Consider the following 17,470-nt stretch of genomic DNA (forward strand, 5'->3'; position numbering starts at 1 on the left):
TACCTCCAAGGTCAAAACGGGTTCGTAATTGCTAACGGCAGTCGATTTTATGATACGTTATAACATAACTATTTTAATCAGGTCATGGTCATGTTTCTCAAGCTTGAGCAGGCAGCAGCTGGCACCCGCTTCCCGTTGAACGACGTACTCAGTCAGATTCCATGGAGTCCGCAGGGCCTAGTAGCTACCGTCGCGGTGCAGCACGGCAGTGGTGAGGTGCTGATGCTCGCCTGGATGAATGAGGAGGCACTGCGCGAAACGCTGGAGACCCAGCGAGCCTGTTACTGGTCGCGCTCTCGGACAGGGCTTTGGCGTAAAGGTGAGACCTCGGGAAATGTACAGCACGTCAAAGAGATCCGTTTGGACTGTGATGGAGACGCTCTTTTGCTTATCGTCGATCAGCTAGGCGCTGCGTGTCACACGGGGCGTCGCAGTTGCTTCTTCAATGTGATTGATGGCGACCAGGTGGTGGTGAGCGGCGATCCGAGAGGGATTAAGCCATGAGCCGAATTCTGATCAGAAACGCTCGTGTGGTGAACGAGGGTAGGGTCTTCGACGCTGACGTCCTCGTCTCACATGGTCGAATTGAGAAGATTGCCAGCAGCATCGACGGATTAAATACCCCTGTAGAAATTGATGCAGCGGGAGCTTGGTTGGTACCTGGAATGATCGACGACCAGGTGCATTTTCGTGAGCCCGGAGCTGCTCACAAAGCAACAATCGCCAGTGAATCAAGGGCCGCGGTTGCCGGTGGTATCACAAGCTTCATGGACATGCCAAATACCAACCCGGCAACCTTGTCCCTTGGAGCCGTCGATGAGAAGAAAGCGCGAGCCGCGGCATCATCAGTAGCAAACTACGGCTTTCATTTTGGAGTGAGCAAGGACAATTTGGAGGTGGTCGCCGGGCTCGATCCTCGGCAGGTAGCCGGCGTTAAAGTATTCATGGGCGCGTCGACCGGAGACATGCTTGTCGATGATCCGAGAGTCCTTGAGCGCTTGTTCGCTACTGTGCCTACCATCTTGCTAGCGCACTGTGAGCACACGCCTTCGATTTTGGCCAACGAAGCGCGCTTTCGGGAGCAATACGGCGATTTCATTCCGGCCCATATGCATCCACTGATCCGAGACGTCGAAGCTTGCTTCCGATCCTCAAGCCTGGCAGTGGAGCTTGCCAACAAATTCAATACCCGCTTACACGTGCTGCATCTGACTACGGCAAAAGAGTTGAAGCTCTTTGAGTCAGGGTCGTTGGAAAACAAGCTCATCACCGCTGAGGTTTGTGCGCACCATCTCCTGTTCGATGACCGCGATTACGCGAGTCTGGGCAATCTCATCAAGTGCAATCCTGCTATCAAATCTCAGGACGATCGTGATGCACTCAGACAGGCTTTGCTCTGTGATCGTATCGATGTCATCGGTACAGACCATGCCCCTCATACGTTGCTGGAAAAGCAAAGGCCCTACGCCTCGGCACCATCTGGATTGCCCCTCGTGCAACACGCGTTTCCCGCTCTGTTCGAATTGGTGGAGGAGGGAGTGCTGCCTATCGCTCATCTGGTGCGCAAAACTAGTCATGCGGTCGCTGATCTGTTTGCGATCCACGAGCGCGGTTACCTGCGCGAAGGATATTGGGCAGATATTGCCTTGGTTGAGCGTCTTCAGGAGCGGCGCCCGGTCAGTCTTGATCCCGTTCTCGCTCAATGCAAGTGGACGCCATTCCAGGATCATCAGCTGCGGCATCGTGTGACGACGACGATAGTTTCTGGGCAGTTGGCCTGGCATGACGGGAAAGTCGATGAGACCTGCCAAGGTCTTCCATTGGCCTTCAACCCGCAGCGAGATTAACACTCTGTATCACTGACGCGAGAGCCACCAAATGACGGAACAAGAATTGCTGAATCTGCCTGAAGAAGCCTATATGGATGCTGCGCAGCAGGACTTTTTCAGAACTCTGCTGTTGTCCCAGCGCACCGAGCTTCAGGAGAGGATCTCCGGCGAGTTTCAAATCATGCGAGAGTTTGAGCCCAGCAGCGATCCATCAGATTTGGGCACCGTCGAGGAGCAGCGCCAATGGCAGCTGCGCCTTTTAGAGCGTGAAAAGAAACTCTTGGACAAGATCGACGAAGCCTTGGAGCGAATTTCAAAGGGGGAGTATGGATGGTGCACAGAGACCGGTGAGCCCATCGGCTTGCGCCGATTGTTGTTGCGGCCAACAGCAACGCTGAGTGTTGAGGCGAAGGAGCGACAGGAGCGTAAAGAGCGTCACATGCGTGAAGATTGATGGTTTGTGGCAATCACAGGATGGGCGGCTTTGATCTAGGTGGCATTGATGGCTTGTGAGTGCGAATGGTTTTTATTATCATTACGTTATCACATAACAAGAGAGGCACCATGCAGGTTCTTTCGTCACTCAAGCAAGCCAAAAACCGCCATCGTGATTGTCAGGTAGTGAAGCGCCGGGGCAGGCTTTACGTGATTTGTAAATCAAATCCTCGCTTTAAAGCCCGGCAGGGTGGTGTGAAGAAGAATTGACGCGATGGTGCTGGCATCCATTCCAGACGCCGCGCCCGTAGATATTCAACGAGCGCGGTTCGGCCTAGATGCGATGAGTCAGGTGCTGGATGTAAAGCCGGCGAAGCGCTTGTTGAAACCAGCCACCCGACCCTCAGTCTTGGCTTTGCGCTCCTGGCCAGTGTAGACCGGGTGGGAGGCGCTTGAGACATCCAGGGTTACGTAGGGGTAGGTAACGCCGTCTGTGTGCTCGTATGTTTTATCGGTATCGATGGTTGAGCCGATTAACCAAAAGGCACTCGCCGACACGTCATGAAATAGCACGGGACGATAATTGGGATGGATGCCGCTCTTCATTCACTTTCTCCGCAATGTAATAACGTAACGATAATCACTCATAATTAGCATCGATTCAAGCCCCGCGGAAGGTGAGGCTCAGGTGTCGAGCCCGCCGCCGTATGCTTCGAATCGGCTTTGGATGCGCATGAAATTCAGATCCGACCTGCCAGCGGATACTCGACAGCCATGCGGATCTGATCCGCATCCAATTCTGCTTGCGCGGTGTTGCCCCGATGCACATTGTGCCGCAGTGAAACCGTGAGGCCTTTGGCAGCACCGCTCTGCACAACATAACGTGCTTCCAAGTCTCGTTCCCAGTGCCTGCCATCCTTGCCATACCCTAGGTATGCGTAACCACCGCGAGGGTCGGCATGCGTACCGTCGATGTCAAAACCTCGCACATAGGCTGCCGAAAGGTTCAAACCGGGAATACCGAACTGGCCCATGTTCAGGTCGTAACGTGCTTGCCACGATTTTTCGTGGGGGGCATTGAAGTCGGACATCTGTACTGCGTTGCCAATCCAGATGGCGCCACGGGTCACGTAGTCGAACGGGGTATCCCCATCCACTTGCTGCCAGCCTAGGCTGAGACTATGGGCCCCTGTGCTGTAGCGTGAGACCAGGCTCCAAGTGGTGTTGTCGATTTGTCCGGATAACGATCTTCCAGAATCCGTGGTGCGATACGCGTTCAGATTGAAACTCAGGCTGCTGCTGTCATCCAGTGCATGGCTGAATACACCGCCCAGGTAATGCTGGGTCCAGGTGTCCTCGTAGCGCGAGGTGTATAAGCTTGCGCTGAAATGGTCCGAGGGGTCCCAGGTGATGCCAGCCAAGTCGAATTTGTCACCTTTGCGGGCGTTTGAATAATTGACCACAAACCCTTTATCGTGACTGCTGGCGTTGCGATCGGTGCTTTCGTTGAAATGGCCGGCTGTGAGTTTGACGTCTTCGATTTCATTACTGACTAAAAACCACCCGGTCGCGGTTTCTGGCAGCAATCGGCTGTCCGAGGAGCTGAATACGGGCGTCTTGACGCGCTGCTCGCCGTACGAAAGCACGGTATTTGAGGCCCGTACTTTGACGGCGGCGCCGCCCCGGCTGAACTCGTTTTTAGGGCGGCCGTCGTTGTCTACGCCCAGTAATCGAGCCTTGCCCGCGCGCCCACCACCGCTGTCGAGCTGTACGCCAAGGTAGGCATGAGCGTCGATGCCTACACCTATCATCCCTTGAGTAAAGCCAGACTGGTACGTGCCCATCAGGCCGTATGCCCATTCTTCGGCTTTGCCATTTCTTTCATTGCGAGGCTTGTAAGCGTTGCGCGCTCCACTGTTACGGGCGCCGTGTTTGTAATCACGTTGATCGAATACGGTGCGGTTGAGTAACGACCAGCTGCTGTCCTCGATAAAGCCCCTGGACTCGCTCTGGGCGGCATCGGCCGAAGCAAATGGACTGACCAGCAGGGCCAGGCCCACTGAACGTAGCGATATGGTATTCATTGTGCTCACTGCTGCGCTTGGAGGTGAAGGTTGGAAGGTACCGTGGAGGATTCACCTTGTACGGCTGCGGCAGGGAGTTCGCTTTCTGCATTTAGATGAATACGTTGGTCGGCTACCGCTTTGATCAACGCTTCGTCGTGACTGACCAACAGCACTGCGGTGGCGCTGTCCTTGGCCGCCTCCACCAGCAATTCGATCATCTCTTTTTGCGTAATTGGATCGAGCCGGGAGCTGGGCTCGTCGGCAAAGATCAGCACTGGGTCCAATAGCAGAACCCTCAGCAGTGAGAACCGCTGCAATTCGCCGCCTGACACATTGCCAGGCAGGCGCCCCAGCAGTTCCGGCTCAAGGCGCAGGCGCTTGAGCAACGCCGGAATGCGCTGTGTGTCCAGGTCATGCAAGTTGACTAGGTCGGCAAGGCTCTGTGCGAGGGAAATGGTGGGTGCAAAAGCAGCTACCGGGTCCTGGAACAACTTCTGAAAAGCAACCTTGGATAGCCCGTGTGCTTTGTGCACCTGACCGTGCTGGGCGGCGATCAAGCCAAGCATGACATCGCCAAGAGAGGATTTACCGCAGCCGGAGGGACCTGTCACCCCAACGATTTCACCTTTGCGCACATCAAAGGACAGCCCCTTGAACAGTGTTTTACCGCCACGCTCCAGCGCTAGGTCACGCACGCGTGCCACGGTCTCTGTGCTCAGGGCGGGGCGTGCAGGCATCTGCCAGCGGGCTGGGTCGGCATTGATCAGTTGACGGGTATATGCGTGCTGGGGTTGCTTGAATACCTGCTCAGCAGTACCGGTTTCGATGATCTTGCCTTTGTGCATGATCAGCACATCGCCACCCAGACGACGCGCAACTTCCATGTCGTGGGTGATGATCAGTAGTGCTCCGCCATTGCTGATGCCTGCTTGCAACAAGCTGACCACTTCATCAATACGTGCCCTGTCCAGCCCCTTGGTAGGCTCGTCGGCGATCATCAGTTTGGCGCCGCCGGCATGGGTTGCCGCAAATGCCAGTCTTTGCGCCATGCCGCCAGACAGTTGGAAAGGGTACTTGCGCTCGGCCTGCTCCAGCCCCAACCGGCGCAAATCTTGTTTCGCCCGTGCACGGGCTGCATCCTTGTCGGTACCTGCTATGTACTGATAGGTTTCTGACACCTGCGCCAAGGCGCGCATGGTGGGGTCAAGGCTAAGCCAGGGTTCCTGGGGCAGTACGGCCAGCTCTTTACCCCAAAGCTCTTTGCGTCTCGCGTCGGTGCCTTTTTCGCTAAATCCGTTGGCCAGCTCGACGCGGCCGTGTGCCTGCAATCCCTCTGGCAGGTTACCGACGATGCCTTGGGCGAACAGGCTCTTGCCGGAGCCGGTCTCGCCGATGATTGACAGAACCTGACCAGGACGCAGTTCGATAGACAGCGGTGCCACCAATTGGGTGGTGGCTGTGCGAATTTCGAGGGCGTGGGTTTTCAGCAGTGGTTTCATGGCTTGCGGCCCCCTGCGATGAGCATCAATGAAAGGACAATGAGGAAAATCACCAGGATGGGTAGTGCAATCACTGAAGGTGCTTCAGCGAAATAAGGCAGCAGCTCAGTAATCATCAGGCCCAGCTCGGCTGTAGGCGGGCGGACACCCACGCTGACGAAACTTAGCGCAGCGATCGCCATGATTGCCGACGCTGCGCCAAAGGCGGCGATGGTCATCAATACAGGCGAGAGTTCTGGCCAGAGGTGACGGCGAATGACATATGCCGGTCCAAAGCCAAGGAGACGTGAAGCAGCTACCGCCTGCGAGGACAGCACAGTGCGCGACAGAGCCCGGGTCATGCGGAAGTATTCGATCCACAGCACGAGTGCTACTGCGCCGTACAGTGCCAGGAACGAACCTGGAAAGAGGGCAACGATCAGCAACACCAGCAACAGGCCAGGCAGAGCCAGGAACATCTCAACCAGCAACCCGAGCCCCTTGTCGGTGAAGCCGCCTTTCCATGCGGCCAGAATACCCAGCAGCACGCCAGGGACAGCTGCGGTCATGACGCTCACAAGTGCCAAGCCCAGCGAAAGCCCAATCGCAGAGGCAAGCCTGGCGAGCATATCGCGGCCTAGATGGTCCGTGCCCAACGGGTGTGCCTGCGAAGGCGCGGATAGAATTGCGGTGTAATCCTGTTTGGCAATATCCACGTTCCATACCATCGGAACACAAATCGCAGCTACAACCAGCAGGCTCAGTATCATCGCACCCACTAGTCTGGCCTGGTGGCGCGGCTTGGGTGCGGCATCCGCAATGGCAATATCGAGGTTCATGCTTTACTCCGACGGGGGTCAATCAGGTGGTTGGCCATGTCTACACAGGTATTGAGCAACACGAACAACATCCCCATCGCCAGCGCTGTGCCTTGGACCATGGGCAAATCGCGGTGGAAGATGGCATGCACCAGGCCGTGACCTATGCCCGGCCAGGCGAACAAGGTTTCAACGACCACCACGCCTTCAATGAGGTACACCAGTTGCACCCCCAGGTATGTCACGACGGGGACGCCGATATTCCGCAGACCGTGACGCAGAAATACAGTTGCGCCACCGAGTCCTTTCAGGTGCCCGAACGCGTAATAGGCGGACGAAGCCACTGCGGTTGTGGCATCCCGGGCCACTCGCGATGAGACTGCGGCCAGGCCAAGTGCCAAGGTGACGGTGGGCAATACTGAGTGGGCAGAGCTGTCATGGCCGGCGGAAGGGAGCAGCTGTAGCGACACGGCAAATATCAGCACTAGGATGACCCCCATTACGAAATGGGGAATGGCCCGAGTGGCAGTGCTCAACAGCAACAAGCCTCTATCCAGAAGACCACCAGGCCTTAGCCCGGCGATAATGCCAATGGGTGGGCCGATGAGAAATGAGAGTGCTACCGCACCCACTGCCAGGCGCACAGAGCTGCCAAGTTCATGGGAGATCATGTGCAGCACCGGCTCCCCAGTCACCAGCGAGTTGCCTAAATCCAGAGTAAGCAGATCGCTGATCCAGGCGGTGAAGCGCCAGAGAAGTGGTTGATCCAGGTTCAGTTCAGCGCGAACCGCTTCGGCTGCCGCACTGCTCACCATGTCGTAGCCATACCGCCCTGCGGCAATTCGGTAAGCTGCATCACCTGGTAGCAGGGTCATCAGCAAAAACGTCAGCGCCCCGACCAGTAACGCCACCATGGCGGCCTGTAGTAGGCGAAATCCCAGTAAGCGAATCATTGCGACCACCGCATGCTGCTCAGGCCGAACGTGCGCTCGAACGGATCGACAGCAGCGCCCTCAACCTTGTTGGAAACAGCAATGGACTGGCGGTACCAGGCAATGGGGATCAGCGGCAGTTCATCTTGGAGTTGCGCAATGATCGTGTTGCGTTCGCGTTGCGCGGCGGCAGGCTCTTTTTCGCTCAGTAGCGCAGTCATCGATTTGTCGAACTGAGTCGTATCCCAACCCAATGGGCCCCATTCATTGCCACCGTTGCCGAAGTCGGCGAGCAGGGTGACTTGTGGGTTGGGCACAAGCGCATAGTTGCGCGAATAGAGAGCCAGCTCCAGGCTGCCGTCTTTATGCGAAGCCGGCACTGCACTGGCGTTGGTGACAGAAACCTCAACGTCTATGCCCACCTCCTTGAGTTGCGCCTGTAGAGCGGTTGCGATCAGAGGCAGTTCTGGGCGATCTGCATAGGTAACCAATTTGAAACGCAGCGGCTTACCGTCTTTTTGAAGCATACCGTCCGCACCTTCTACCCAACCCTGCGTCCTGAGCAGGTCTCGTGCGGCTTGAGGATTAAAGGCTAGATTCGGGAGGGCAGCGTCGTGCCAGCCCTTGACGTCAGACGAGAACATCTGTGTGGCGCCCGTACCTGGGGCTCGCAGGATCGCCGCCGCGATGCCTTCGCGTTGGATGGCCATGCTCAGTGCTTGGCGCACTTCCTTGTTAGCTGTGGCGCCTTTGCCGGAGTTCACAGCCAGGATCACTACACGAGGCACTGAACCTAGCAGGACATGCATGTTGGTCGATCGATTCAGCCGAGCAATGCTCGGCGGGTCCAGTTGGAATACCAGCTCGGCTCCACCGCTTTCGGCCATCAGCGCACGCGTTTCACCACGGCCTGCGCCGAGGTAGGAGGCCGCTTCGATGCTTGGTTTCGTACCCCAGTATTCGTCGAATCGCTTGGTGGCAAGGCGTTGCGGCGGCTGGAGCAGCGTCAAGGCAAAGGGGCCGGTGCCGATGATCTTTTGGACTGCATCATCGGCGTCATAGGAGGCGGCTGCCAGAATGTTGGTGGAATAGTGCGCGAGCAGCGAGGGCAGTAACGGGAAGGGGGTGGCCAGCTCGATGGTTACATCGTTACCGTCTGCCATCACTGATTGGATTTTAGCGTTTGTCAGAATTCCGGTCTTCCGGCGTGCCACGTTCAACGAATGCGCTGCCGCGGCAGCAGTCAGGTCGGTGCCGTCATGGAATTTCACGCCTTGGCGTAGGGCGAATGTCCAGCGCTTGCCGTCTTTTGACACGCTCCACTTTTCGGCCAGGCCGTGCAGGGGGTCACCGTTCGAATCAGCGTCGAGCAAGGTTTCGGTGATCTGCATACGTTGAAATACATAGCCCGATACGGAGGGGTCCAGTCCTTCGACTTCGAACGGTGCAACGACAGCGAAAGGCTTTTGTTCTGCCATGACGTGTCCTGATGCAAATGCGGCCCAGCATGCGAAGACCGCGCTGAGCAAAGGCAAGCGGGGCTTGGTCGAGAAGGTCATGACACTCCTTGTGGCGAAGCTGACTAATTTGATGAAAAGTGAGGGCGCCGTTCAGCGTTGCCTCATGCGAAGACATGCGGGCAGGTGAAGAGCGGGCGTGAGTGTATTTTAGTTACGTTATAACGTCGATATTTGGCTTGAGGTTTTACCGTCTGGCAAGGTGATTTGCCCGAACTGTGGGCTTCACAAGCGTGTTTCTAGAGGTAACTAAATGTTTCTGTGCGGAAGGTTTGGTGGCCGGAGAGGCTTAAAGAAGGGGGCTCGCCGGTTGTAGCCAGCTACTTTTGGGCGTTAAAACAGCATGCTCAGCAAAAGTCTCGGCGTACGCCCGAACAGTCAGATAAATGCTCACCAACATTATCGTGCGACAAGATGCGCAGGGTCTTTCTTCGCGATTTGGCGTTCAATCGACTCTGCATTCGGTACTAATCTCAAGCTCCCAACTCCGGTGATGGATCGAAGACATCTAGTGCCAGCCTATGCCTTGATAGGTGGCTGGCTATCGAGAACAACCTCGTCTGAATCCAGACTGAAGGTAAGTCGCCTCCTAAACCAAACCTGAGCTAGTTCAGCCTGAGCATCACCGGTGTACGGTTCAACATCGGGATTCGCTGTCTTCCACCCCTGCGTCATGGCGAGAGTAATCACGATAGCTCGTCACATCCTGTCATACTGACGCCGCATAATCCGTCCGCCGGTAATAGCTCAGCCGCTTCGCTGCGCTATGGTGAGAGCACCCCACAAACAAGACTAAAGTCGAAGGAGGTCGGCATGCGGATTCGCGGTGACGTTTTCTGGAAATGGTCAGACCCAACACTTCATCACAGGTCTCACGATGAGACGCTGGACGATGGCACGACCATGGATGTTCAGGTTCGACTGTCGCGTACAGGCAATACTCAGTTGTTCATTGGAGTGTATGCAGGTACGGGAGTGGTGCAGCATGAAGAAGCATTTCTCTCGCGCCCAGGTGAGTCGATGACTCGGGCCCTAGCGTGGGGTGTGGGAAGGGCGCGATGCCTTGCAACCGATCAGCAGCCTGCTGATCGGCAAGTAGCTTAAGGATGTTGTATTTTTGCAGGTGGCGGCCACTTACTGGCCGCCACCCAGGTGATTCCACTCGCTGTACGCCGACTTCAATGCTTGGGGAAGGCGAGGCAGCTCACATCGGATTTCGCTCAACACTTCGGGGCTTCGAATCCACCTCGCCAGGTCGCTTGACGTAAGCCTCTTCAATATGGACCAAGCCTGAACGCTCATAAATCCCAATGAAGAATTGCATGTCGCCGGTGCGGGACAGCCTGACCTGAACATCCAGTTGAACATCCAGTCTTGCTCCGTCCGCGAGCAGCTCTTCATGGGAATGGTGGTGCAAGCACGGATCGGCCCAAGCCCAGAATACTGCACCGCGATGTCGCATCCTTAGCTCCTGATCACATCTCCATCAGGACAGCCTAGATCGTTTCGTCTGTACGGGAGCTTTCAATCATCTCGGGACATTTCAAGCCCAGCACACTACGAGTTGCCTTGATGCTTTCATAGAGGCGGACTAGTACTAAAGGCCTGCTAAGAAGAGGGATGGTCGTGCAGACACGCATTGTTGTAATCCCCGCCATGCCTCAAGAGAGAGAGCAATTCCCTCGCCGTATTGGCGTCCCAGCTGCCCTAGGTGCGGGGTACGATCTTTACGACACCCATGGCAAAACACGACTGGCCTTAAACTACCCCACTCGGGCGGAAGCGGAGTACGACTGTGCAAGTCGGAATAACCAGCAAGGTGCTAGCGGGGCTTGCTTAGTCGGACGGGGATAGCACACCTGACCCTACTATATGGCCTGCTGCTGCCATGTCTGGGGCGTCATCCCTACGGATCTCATAAACGTCCGACAGAAATGCGGCTGGTCGTAGAAGCCGCACTCTAAGGCTATCTCGGCGAGCATCATCGTCGAAGCCTCCAGCAATTCTTTACTCTTCCTGAGCCGTTGGTCACGCAACCACTGCTGCGGAGAGATCTGTGTGGTTCCCTTAAACATTCGCGAGAAATGGCTGCGCGACAGTCCACATGCTTCGGCAAGTGCGCTGACCGATATGCCGGTATCCAGATGATCCAACATCATCTGCTTGGCCGTTGTGATTTGCCAGGCTTTGAGCCGCCCCGTCGACTGAATCGCGATGGTGGCTATAACGATGCCGTTAGCACTGTTCATGGGGTTCAATTCATCCTGAAAAATCTAAAGATGGCTAGATCCGGGCAGCACGATTCGCTGAAGCCTCTTCTGAGGTTTCAGAACACTCCGTCACGATTGTTAGCCCGGATGAGCTCGATCCAGCCCCGCTTGTTGATCAGAAACCAATTTTGGGGCTGATAAGGTCTCAAATCGACGCGGCCTTTACTGAACGGTGGCGAGGGTTTTCCGGCGTATTGTCGCCGAGTGCCAGCAAAAGATAGCGAAACACTGAGTGAAGCGGTGGCGCACTTTTGCGCCCTTGGAGTCGCATCAATGCACCGCAGACGGCGTCCAATCCGGTGCTAGGATCTCGGCCAGTCGGATCACGTCGATCCATTTTTCGCCAAGGAGAATCCAATGGCCGCTTCACGACCTTTCAACGACGACACCGCCTACTGGGGCGTTTCATGGGAAGAGGGCTACGGCTATCCGCAGGCGCGGCGAGTTGGGAACGAGATCTTCATCTCGGGACAATTCAACCATGACGAAGAAGGTAATCTGGTTGCGCCGGCGCCACTGGATGCTGACGGTCGTCCGAGCGATTTCTCGTCAATGGGCGAACAGATGCGGGTTTCCTACGACAACATTGCCAAGTTGCTTGCGCTGTATGGCGCCACGATGGGGGATGTCGTGGAAGAGACGTTGTATGTGTTGGACATGGACGCGGCCTTTGCCGTTGTCGGCAAGGTGCGCAAGGCGGCCTATGGCACCGAGCGCCCGCAGGCGGCTAGTAATATTATCGGTGTGTCGCGGCTCGCCCAGCGTCCCCAACTGATCGAGATTGTGTGCCGTGCTGTGATCGGCGCCCAGACCAAATGACCAGCGCTCCCGATTTCAACTATGAAGCCGGGATGGCCTGATGACCTTCGACCAGCGATTTGAGGTCGGCCACGGCAGCCGCGCAGAACGTCATGAATGCTTTTACCCGCCAGGACTTTCTGATGTCCTGGTGGGTAAGCAGCCACAGCTCATCTTGAAGTTCCTGCGCCACTGGCCCGGCCCGAACCAATCCTGGGGTAATGTCGCCTAGCATGCAGGGGAGGAAACCAAAACCGAGGCCCGCCGCAATTGCAGCGCTCGCTGCTGCGACCGAATCGGTGCGGTAAGAAATGTACTCCGGGGGCACCCGACATTCGACGTAGCTCGTTGCGTTCAAACCGCACAGGCCTCCCGAGTAGGACACCCACGACTGACCCTCGGCGAAGGGATCGGCACTCGTCGCTTGCTTGACGCTGCGATACGGGGCCCAGGCGATGTTGGCGAGCTTGCGACCCACGAGGGTATCTGCCGGTTTTTTCGTCGCACGCACGGCAATGTCCGACTCGTCCCTCGCTAAACTCAACGTCTGGTTGCCAACCAACACTTCGATGGTGATGCCCTCGTTAAGGGCTTTGAAGTCCGCGATGATCGGCGTGAGGAAGTACAACAGCAGCGAGTCGCTGGTGGTAATCCGCAGTTTTCCCAAGGGGCCCTGGCCGGCGCGAGAAACCCTGCGAGTGACACTAACGATGTCCAGCTCAACGCGCTCGGCGAGTGCGCGCAGCTCTGCACCTTCGGCAGTCAACAGATACCCCGCCTTGCGATGATCGAAAAGCGCGACCCCAAGCGTCTTCTCAACCTGCGCGACCCGGCGCGAGACGGTGGAGACATTGATGCCGAGCTTCTTGGCCGTGGCGGCGCGATTGCTACAGTCACTCAGCGTTTTGATGATCCGCAAGTCATCCCAGGAAAGCTGGCTGACCGCTTCGCTGACATCCCACTTCGGGATGTTGGCATTTGCAGGGATGGGCTGGGCACTTCCAGGTGGCGGCTTCACGTAAATCATTCCAGGTAGGGAGGGGTGATAATACGAGAAGGTGCTAGGTCAACCAAGGTGGCGTTCGTACCTAAGCGAAGAGGTGGAGCTGGCTCGTCTCGAGGCGACGGATCGTTATCGACTTCCAACAAATCAAAGCCGGTACGCTCTAACAGAAATCGCTGCTTGGGGGGCTCTCAATGCCCTTTCTATAGCCAAATATACGACCCCAGAATTTCTAGCGCCGCCTGTCACTGCAGTAGTAGGTACGGGAGCCGTAACAAATAGGTGGACACCATCGTCCTTAACGGAAGGTGACCTGGCCAAACACTCCCAATCGCTGCTGATCGGAGATACGTGAGGGTTGTGAACCGCCAGCTGTGTCTATCCGGTTGAACGAGTCGTCATAAAGGTGAGTCTTCAGGGAATAAGTCTCTCGCTAAAACGAGACGGATATGAACCTAATGACGAGCTGAGTGTGTGCATGCGGGACAAGAAAGCGCGCAAGGTCAAGATCAAGGCTAGGGCAACGATAATCTGTCTACGAAGTGGCAGGATTCTTCTGGTTCGGAAAAAAAGAGGGAAGTGGAATTTTCCAGGCGGTGCTATCGAGCCAGGAGAGACACCTGTCGTAGCCGCTGTACGGGAGCTTCAAGAGGAGACATCCGTCGAAGGCCACAGCTTGTTTCCCCTCTGCACTGTTCAGGTGGGCCTGACCGTCCACCATGTGTTCACGACGTACTTCGGTGATGATGAAAGACCCGTGGCTCGCAATGAGATCGCGGCCTGTAAATGGGTGCTCAAAGGCCAGCTCAGTCCAGCAATGCTCAACGCGACAGCCGCTGGGCTGCTCTCAATTCAATTGCCAGCGCTGACCGCATGAGGCCTTTGATTCAAACAGGCCAGGTTAGACGTCAGCCAAGGTTCTCGATCTAATGTGATGCTGTTCTTACTCGTTTTCACCAAGGGCTCACTCGTGGGGGTGAGTAGCTCTCGTTGAGACTGTGAGCGACGATGGTGCCCGTCCGTGGGAACCATCATCTCAAAGGGTACTGACTTAGAACGCGTATACCAACGTGGCCGTAGCACTACGTGGGGCGCCATACCAGCCACGTGAGCCGATGGCGGTGTAGTAGGTTTTGTCAAAGACGTTATTGAGATTAAGCGAGACGCTGGTTTGCGGGGTGAAGGCGTACTGAGCCATCAAATCGACCACGCTGTAGGGGTCTTGAGTGAAGGTCTCGTCGTTGGGGCCGGCGCCTTTGTAGTATTCAGTGCCCTGCCAGCGCACACCGCCACCGACTTTCAGCTGCGGCAGGGACTGCAGACGGTAGGTGGTGAACAGTTTCAGGGTGTCTCGTGGCACCTCAGTGTTCAGGCGGTCGCCATCGGAGTCTTTGCTGACGGCATAGGTGTAGCTGGCCGACACTTGCCAGTCGGGCAGGATCTCGCCGGCCACCTCCATCTCGAACCCGCGGGTCTTGGTGCCCGACTCGGCACGGTAGGCCTGGTTGCCATCAGGCGCCAGGTTGCTGCCATCAGCCACTGCCAGGTTGTCCTGGTGCACCTCGAATACGGCGAAAGCGGTGGTCAGGCGCTTGTCCCAGAACTCGCTCTTCAACCCCAGCTCGTAGTTCACCCCCTCCAATGGATCGAGGTAGGCGCCGCCGACATCTTTGTTGCTCTGCGGCTTGAAGATGGTGGTGTAGCTGGCGTAGGCCGACCAGTTTTCGTTGAGGTCGTACACCAGGCCAAGGTACGGGGTGACGACCCCTCTTTCGCTTCGCGAGGTACGGGTGGTGTCGCCGGTGGAAAGGGCGGTGGAGGTTTCATCACGTTGCCAGTCGATCACCCGTGCTCCGGTAATCAGCGACAGGTCATCGGCCAGGCTCCAGCGCACCGAAGCGACCAGGCCATCCTGGGTTTCATCCAGGGCATCTTCCGACGACTTGGTGTGGATGGCGTCCGGGATCGCCAGCGAGCCATCCCAGGTGTTGATGTTGTCGATGTCCTGGAACGACCACAGCGGGTAGCCGTCGTTACGGTAATAGGCCCTGTAGTGACTAGCCCCAAGATAAGCTTGGTGCTCACGAGAAAACAGTTCGAAAGGGCCTGCGGCGGACAGGTCGAACGATGTCTGCCGGGGTTCGCCCGCCCAGCGGCCTGTCCAGGTACTGATGCCACTGCCATCGGGGTTGACGGTACCGCTGGCTGCAGTGGCAAAGGCATCGTCATAGCTGCGGCGGTTGTGCTCGGCGTTGGCTTTCAACTGCCAGCCGTTGTCCAGCTGATGTTCCAGTGTGGTAAACACCGTCTTGGTGCGACGTTTGTGATAGCTCCAGTCCGAGGCGGAGTTGAACGAACGGGAAGGGCTGAAGTGGCTGCCGTCTGAGTTGTACATCGGGAAACCGTGGTTACCGGCCCCTTCGTTGTCCATCTCCTGGTATTCCGCACCGACTGTCAGCATCGTGCTGTCAGTGATGTCCCATTCCAATACCCCGTAGAACGCTTGCTTGTCCAGGGATTGACGGTCGACATAGCTCTGGCTGTTGGTGTTCGACGCGACGAAGCGCCCGCGCACGTTGCCGCTATCGGACAACTTGCCAGACACGTCCAGTTCCTGGCGGTAGTCGTCCCAGGAACCCGCCTTGAGGGTCAGCTTGCGTTGCGCTTCCAGCGTCGGCTTCTTGCGAATCAGGTTGACCGTCGCCCCAGGATCGCCCGTACCGGACATCAACCCCGTGGCGCCACGTACCACTTCGACCCGGTCGTAGGACACCATGTCTGCGAGGTCGTCCTTGAAACCGTAGGTATCAGGCCTGTTGATGCCATCCACTTGAATGCTGCCTACCTCGAAGCCCCTCACGTAGATATGGTTGGCATCACTCCCGGCAGGGCCCATGCTGTCGACGACTACACCAGGTGTCTGTTCGAGTACCTGCGCAACACTGTTCAGGTTCTGGTCCTCGATCTGCTGGCGGGTGACCACGCTGACCGATTGTGGCGTCTCACGGGCCGAGAGTCGTAGCCCGGTTGCGGTATTGGCCGAGCCTGTGGTGTAACTGCCGGTGCCTTCAGTGGTGGCACCCAGCCCGACGCTGGAAACCGTCGTGGCGGAAAGCTCCATCGAGCCATCGTGACTTGGGCGAACCAGCATGTAGCGTTTGTCACCCACCTGTTGTACCTGAAGGCCGCTGCCTTCCAATAGTTGAGCGAAACCTTGTTCAAGCTGGTAATTGCCTCGCAACCCCTCCGTGCGCAAGCCGGTAGTTTCCTCGCTGCTGAAGCTCACAGCCACTCCGCTGGCATTCGCAAACTGGTTCACGGCAGTGGCCAAAGACCCTGCCGGGATGCTGTAATTAACAGCCTCGGCGTGGACATTGGTAGCCGCCAGCAGAGAGCTTGAGAGGCTGATCGCCAGTGCAGCTCGGCGAATGCTGGTAGCGGTAGACGGCAAACAAGCGGACATCCATTGACTCCTGTTCATTGAAAATCAGGCCTCCCAATAGGAAACGTGTTGCTAATGGGAATCCTTTGCATAAAGGCGGCGTGATAGTCTTTCCTGGCGGTCGCAGTGTCAATAAATGTTTTCCGGTTATGCTGGCTTGGCGCATCTTTAGAATCGGCGCTAGAGAGACTCACAACATGGACGTTAGGCCGATCACACTCCACGATCTTGAAGGGTTTTATTCGCTTTTTTGCGAGGTGAGCGCTGAAGGGCGTTATTCGGCACGCGCCAATCCGCCGCCAATTACGGCAGTAGAGCGAGCATTGACTCATGCCATCCAAAAAAATTGGCCGGTCTATGTCATCGAGCATGATGGCGAAATAGTCGGATCGGCTGAAGCCTATCCAGAAAGTTTTTGCCGCCTTGGGGGTAGCGAGAATATCGGGGTTCTCGGGATGCAGGTGAGGCGGCAATACAGGCGCAATGGGTGGGGATTTGCCCTTCTTTCATTTGTTGTAGGCCATTGTCGAGATGCAGGTTTCGTTTCAGTCGATCTCAGTGTCTTCGAATCCAATTTGGCTGCCCGGTCACTTTACGACAAGTTTGGCTTCAGAGCGGTCGAACACCTCTCTCCATGCAGGCTCGCAAGCGGCGCTGTCGAGAAACCGATCAAGATGCGGCTTGTGCTGTCTCCAATTGCATAGGTACACCCTGGGCATGCTTCGAATGCTTGAAAACCTGCTCCCGCAGCATCAGCCATGGAACATCCGAAATGAAGGCTTCAGCCATGAGAATTATCGACACGGATCGCAGAAGCTTTATCCCACTGAAAATTGCCTATTTGCTCGTAACGGCTGTAATACTCAATGGATCTGCGATATT

At 56.5% G+C, this 17,470-nt stretch carries 19 protein-coding genes; 9 read left to right on the plus strand and 10 right to left on the minus strand.

All coding sequences use genetic code 11. The annotated features are described in order from the left end of the window. Positions 1–90: 90 nt before the first annotated feature. The 4 genes from hisI to ykgO all read left to right on the plus strand — a co-directional run bounded on the left by hisI (position 91) and on the right by ykgO (position 2,534). On the plus strand, positions 91–504 hold the full coding sequence (gene hisI, locus ACZ6YA_RS02410; protein WP_465895164.1) for a phosphoribosyl-AMP cyclohydrolase: 414 nt from the start codon (positions 91–93) through the stop codon (positions 502–504). After that, positions 501–1,847, plus strand: a complete 1,347-nt coding sequence (locus ACZ6YA_RS02415) for a dihydroorotase (RefSeq protein ID WP_465895165.1) — start codon at positions 501–503, stop codon at positions 1,845–1,847. The genes hisI and ACZ6YA_RS02415 overlap by 4 nt, the downstream gene beginning before the upstream one ends. 31 nt (positions 1,848–1,878) lie before the next feature. Continuing rightward, the gene (gene dksA, locus ACZ6YA_RS02420; RefSeq protein ID WP_465895166.1) at positions 1,879–2,283 is read left to right on the plus strand and encodes an RNA polymerase-binding protein DksA; all 405 of its coding nucleotides are present in this window, start codon (positions 1,879–1,881) and stop codon (positions 2,281–2,283) included. Positions 2,284–2,393: 110 nt separating this feature from the next. Next, entirely contained in the window at positions 2,394–2,534 is a 141-nt protein-coding gene (gene ykgO, locus ACZ6YA_RS02425; protein WP_465895167.1) for a type B 50S ribosomal protein L36, read from the plus strand. Positions 2,535–2,612: 78 nt separating this feature from the next. On the opposite strand, the gene ACZ6YA_RS02430 is transcribed toward ykgO, so the two are convergent. The 6 genes from ACZ6YA_RS02430 to ACZ6YA_RS02455 form a co-directional block, all read right to left on the minus strand. Beyond that, positions 2,613–2,870, minus strand: coding sequence for a type B 50S ribosomal protein L31 (locus ACZ6YA_RS02430; RefSeq protein WP_465895168.1), 258 nt, complete (start codon positions 2,868–2,870; stop codon positions 2,613–2,615). A gap of 134 nt (positions 2,871–3,004) precedes the next feature. Further along, on the minus strand, positions 3,005–4,348 hold the full coding sequence (locus tag ACZ6YA_RS02435) for an OprD family porin (protein ID WP_465895170.1): 1,344 nt from the start codon (positions 4,346–4,348) through the stop codon (positions 3,005–3,007). Positions 4,349–4,353: 5 nt separating this feature from the next. Continuing rightward, a complete protein-coding gene (locus ACZ6YA_RS02440; protein WP_465895171.1) occupies positions 4,354–5,829 on the minus strand; it encodes an ABC transporter ATP-binding protein in 1,476 nt (491 codons plus the stop codon). Further along, a complete protein-coding gene (locus ACZ6YA_RS02445; protein WP_465895172.1) occupies positions 5,826–6,647 on the minus strand; it encodes an ABC transporter permease in 822 nt (273 codons plus the stop codon). The genes ACZ6YA_RS02440 and ACZ6YA_RS02445 overlap by 4 nt, the downstream gene beginning before the upstream one ends. Continuing rightward, positions 6,644–7,579, minus strand: coding sequence for an ABC transporter permease (locus ACZ6YA_RS02450; RefSeq protein WP_465895173.1), 936 nt, complete (start codon positions 7,577–7,579; stop codon positions 6,644–6,646). Before ACZ6YA_RS02450 ends, ACZ6YA_RS02445 begins: the two co-directional genes overlap by 4 nt. Further along, the gene (locus ACZ6YA_RS02455; protein ID WP_465895175.1) at positions 7,576–9,117 is read right to left on the minus strand and encodes an ABC transporter substrate-binding protein; all 1,542 of its coding nucleotides are present in this window, start codon (positions 9,115–9,117) and stop codon (positions 7,576–7,578) included. Before ACZ6YA_RS02455 ends, ACZ6YA_RS02450 begins: the two co-directional genes overlap by 4 nt. Before the next feature lie 771 nt (positions 9,118–9,888). Between ACZ6YA_RS02455 and ACZ6YA_RS02460 the strand changes: the two genes are divergently transcribed. After that, positions 9,889–10,179 (plus strand): hypothetical protein, encoded by a 291-nt coding sequence (locus ACZ6YA_RS02460; RefSeq protein WP_465895177.1) that lies wholly within the window; start codon positions 9,889–9,891, stop codon positions 10,177–10,179. A gap of 100 nt (positions 10,180–10,279) precedes the next feature. On the opposite strand, the gene ACZ6YA_RS02465 is transcribed toward ACZ6YA_RS02460, so the two are convergent. Beyond that, entirely contained in the window at positions 10,280–10,537 is a 258-nt protein-coding gene (locus ACZ6YA_RS02465; protein WP_465895179.1) for a hypothetical protein, read from the minus strand. Between the two features lie 158 nt (positions 10,538–10,695). Between ACZ6YA_RS02465 and ACZ6YA_RS02470 the strand changes: the two genes are divergently transcribed. Further along, positions 10,696–10,929: a hypothetical protein gene (locus tag ACZ6YA_RS02470; protein ID WP_465895180.1), complete on the plus strand. Its 234-nt coding sequence runs from the start codon at positions 10,696–10,698 to the stop codon at positions 10,927–10,929. A 14-nt stretch (positions 10,930–10,943) separates the two neighbouring features. Here the strand turns inward: ACZ6YA_RS02470 and ACZ6YA_RS02475 are convergent, their stop codons facing one another. Further along, positions 10,944–11,324, minus strand: a complete 381-nt coding sequence (locus ACZ6YA_RS02475; RefSeq protein ID WP_465895181.1) for a helix-turn-helix domain-containing protein — start codon at positions 11,322–11,324, stop codon at positions 10,944–10,946. 378 nt (positions 11,325–11,702) lie between these two features. Between ACZ6YA_RS02475 and ACZ6YA_RS02480 the strand changes: the two genes are divergently transcribed. After that, entirely contained in the window at positions 11,703–12,164 is a 462-nt protein-coding gene (locus ACZ6YA_RS02480) for a RidA family protein (RefSeq protein WP_465895183.1), read from the plus strand. Between the two features lie 19 nt (positions 12,165–12,183). Here the strand turns inward: ACZ6YA_RS02480 and ACZ6YA_RS02485 are convergent, their stop codons facing one another. After that, positions 12,184–13,170 (minus strand): LysR family transcriptional regulator, encoded by a 987-nt coding sequence (locus ACZ6YA_RS02485; protein WP_465895184.1) that lies wholly within the window; start codon positions 13,168–13,170, stop codon positions 12,184–12,186. A 454-nt stretch (positions 13,171–13,624) separates the two neighbouring features. Here ACZ6YA_RS02485 and ACZ6YA_RS02490 point away from each other — a divergent pair, with 454 nt between their 5' ends. Beyond that, entirely contained in the window at positions 13,625–14,023 is a 399-nt protein-coding gene (locus ACZ6YA_RS02490; protein ID WP_465895185.1) for an NUDIX hydrolase, read from the plus strand. A 174-nt stretch (positions 14,024–14,197) separates the two neighbouring features. On the opposite strand, the gene ACZ6YA_RS02495 is transcribed toward ACZ6YA_RS02490, so the two are convergent. After that, positions 14,198–16,609, minus strand: coding sequence for a TonB-dependent siderophore receptor (locus ACZ6YA_RS02495; protein ID WP_465895186.1), 2,412 nt, complete (start codon positions 16,607–16,609; stop codon positions 14,198–14,200). 176 nt (positions 16,610–16,785) lie between these two features. On the opposite strand from ACZ6YA_RS02495, the gene ACZ6YA_RS02500 reads away from it, so the two are divergent. Beyond that, positions 16,786–17,292: a GNAT family N-acetyltransferase gene (locus ACZ6YA_RS02500; protein WP_465895187.1), complete on the plus strand. Its 507-nt coding sequence runs from the start codon at positions 16,786–16,788 to the stop codon at positions 17,290–17,292. Positions 17,293–17,470 lie beyond the last annotated feature (178 nt).

The organism is Pseudomonas sp. NPDC090752, from assembly GCF_055584805.1.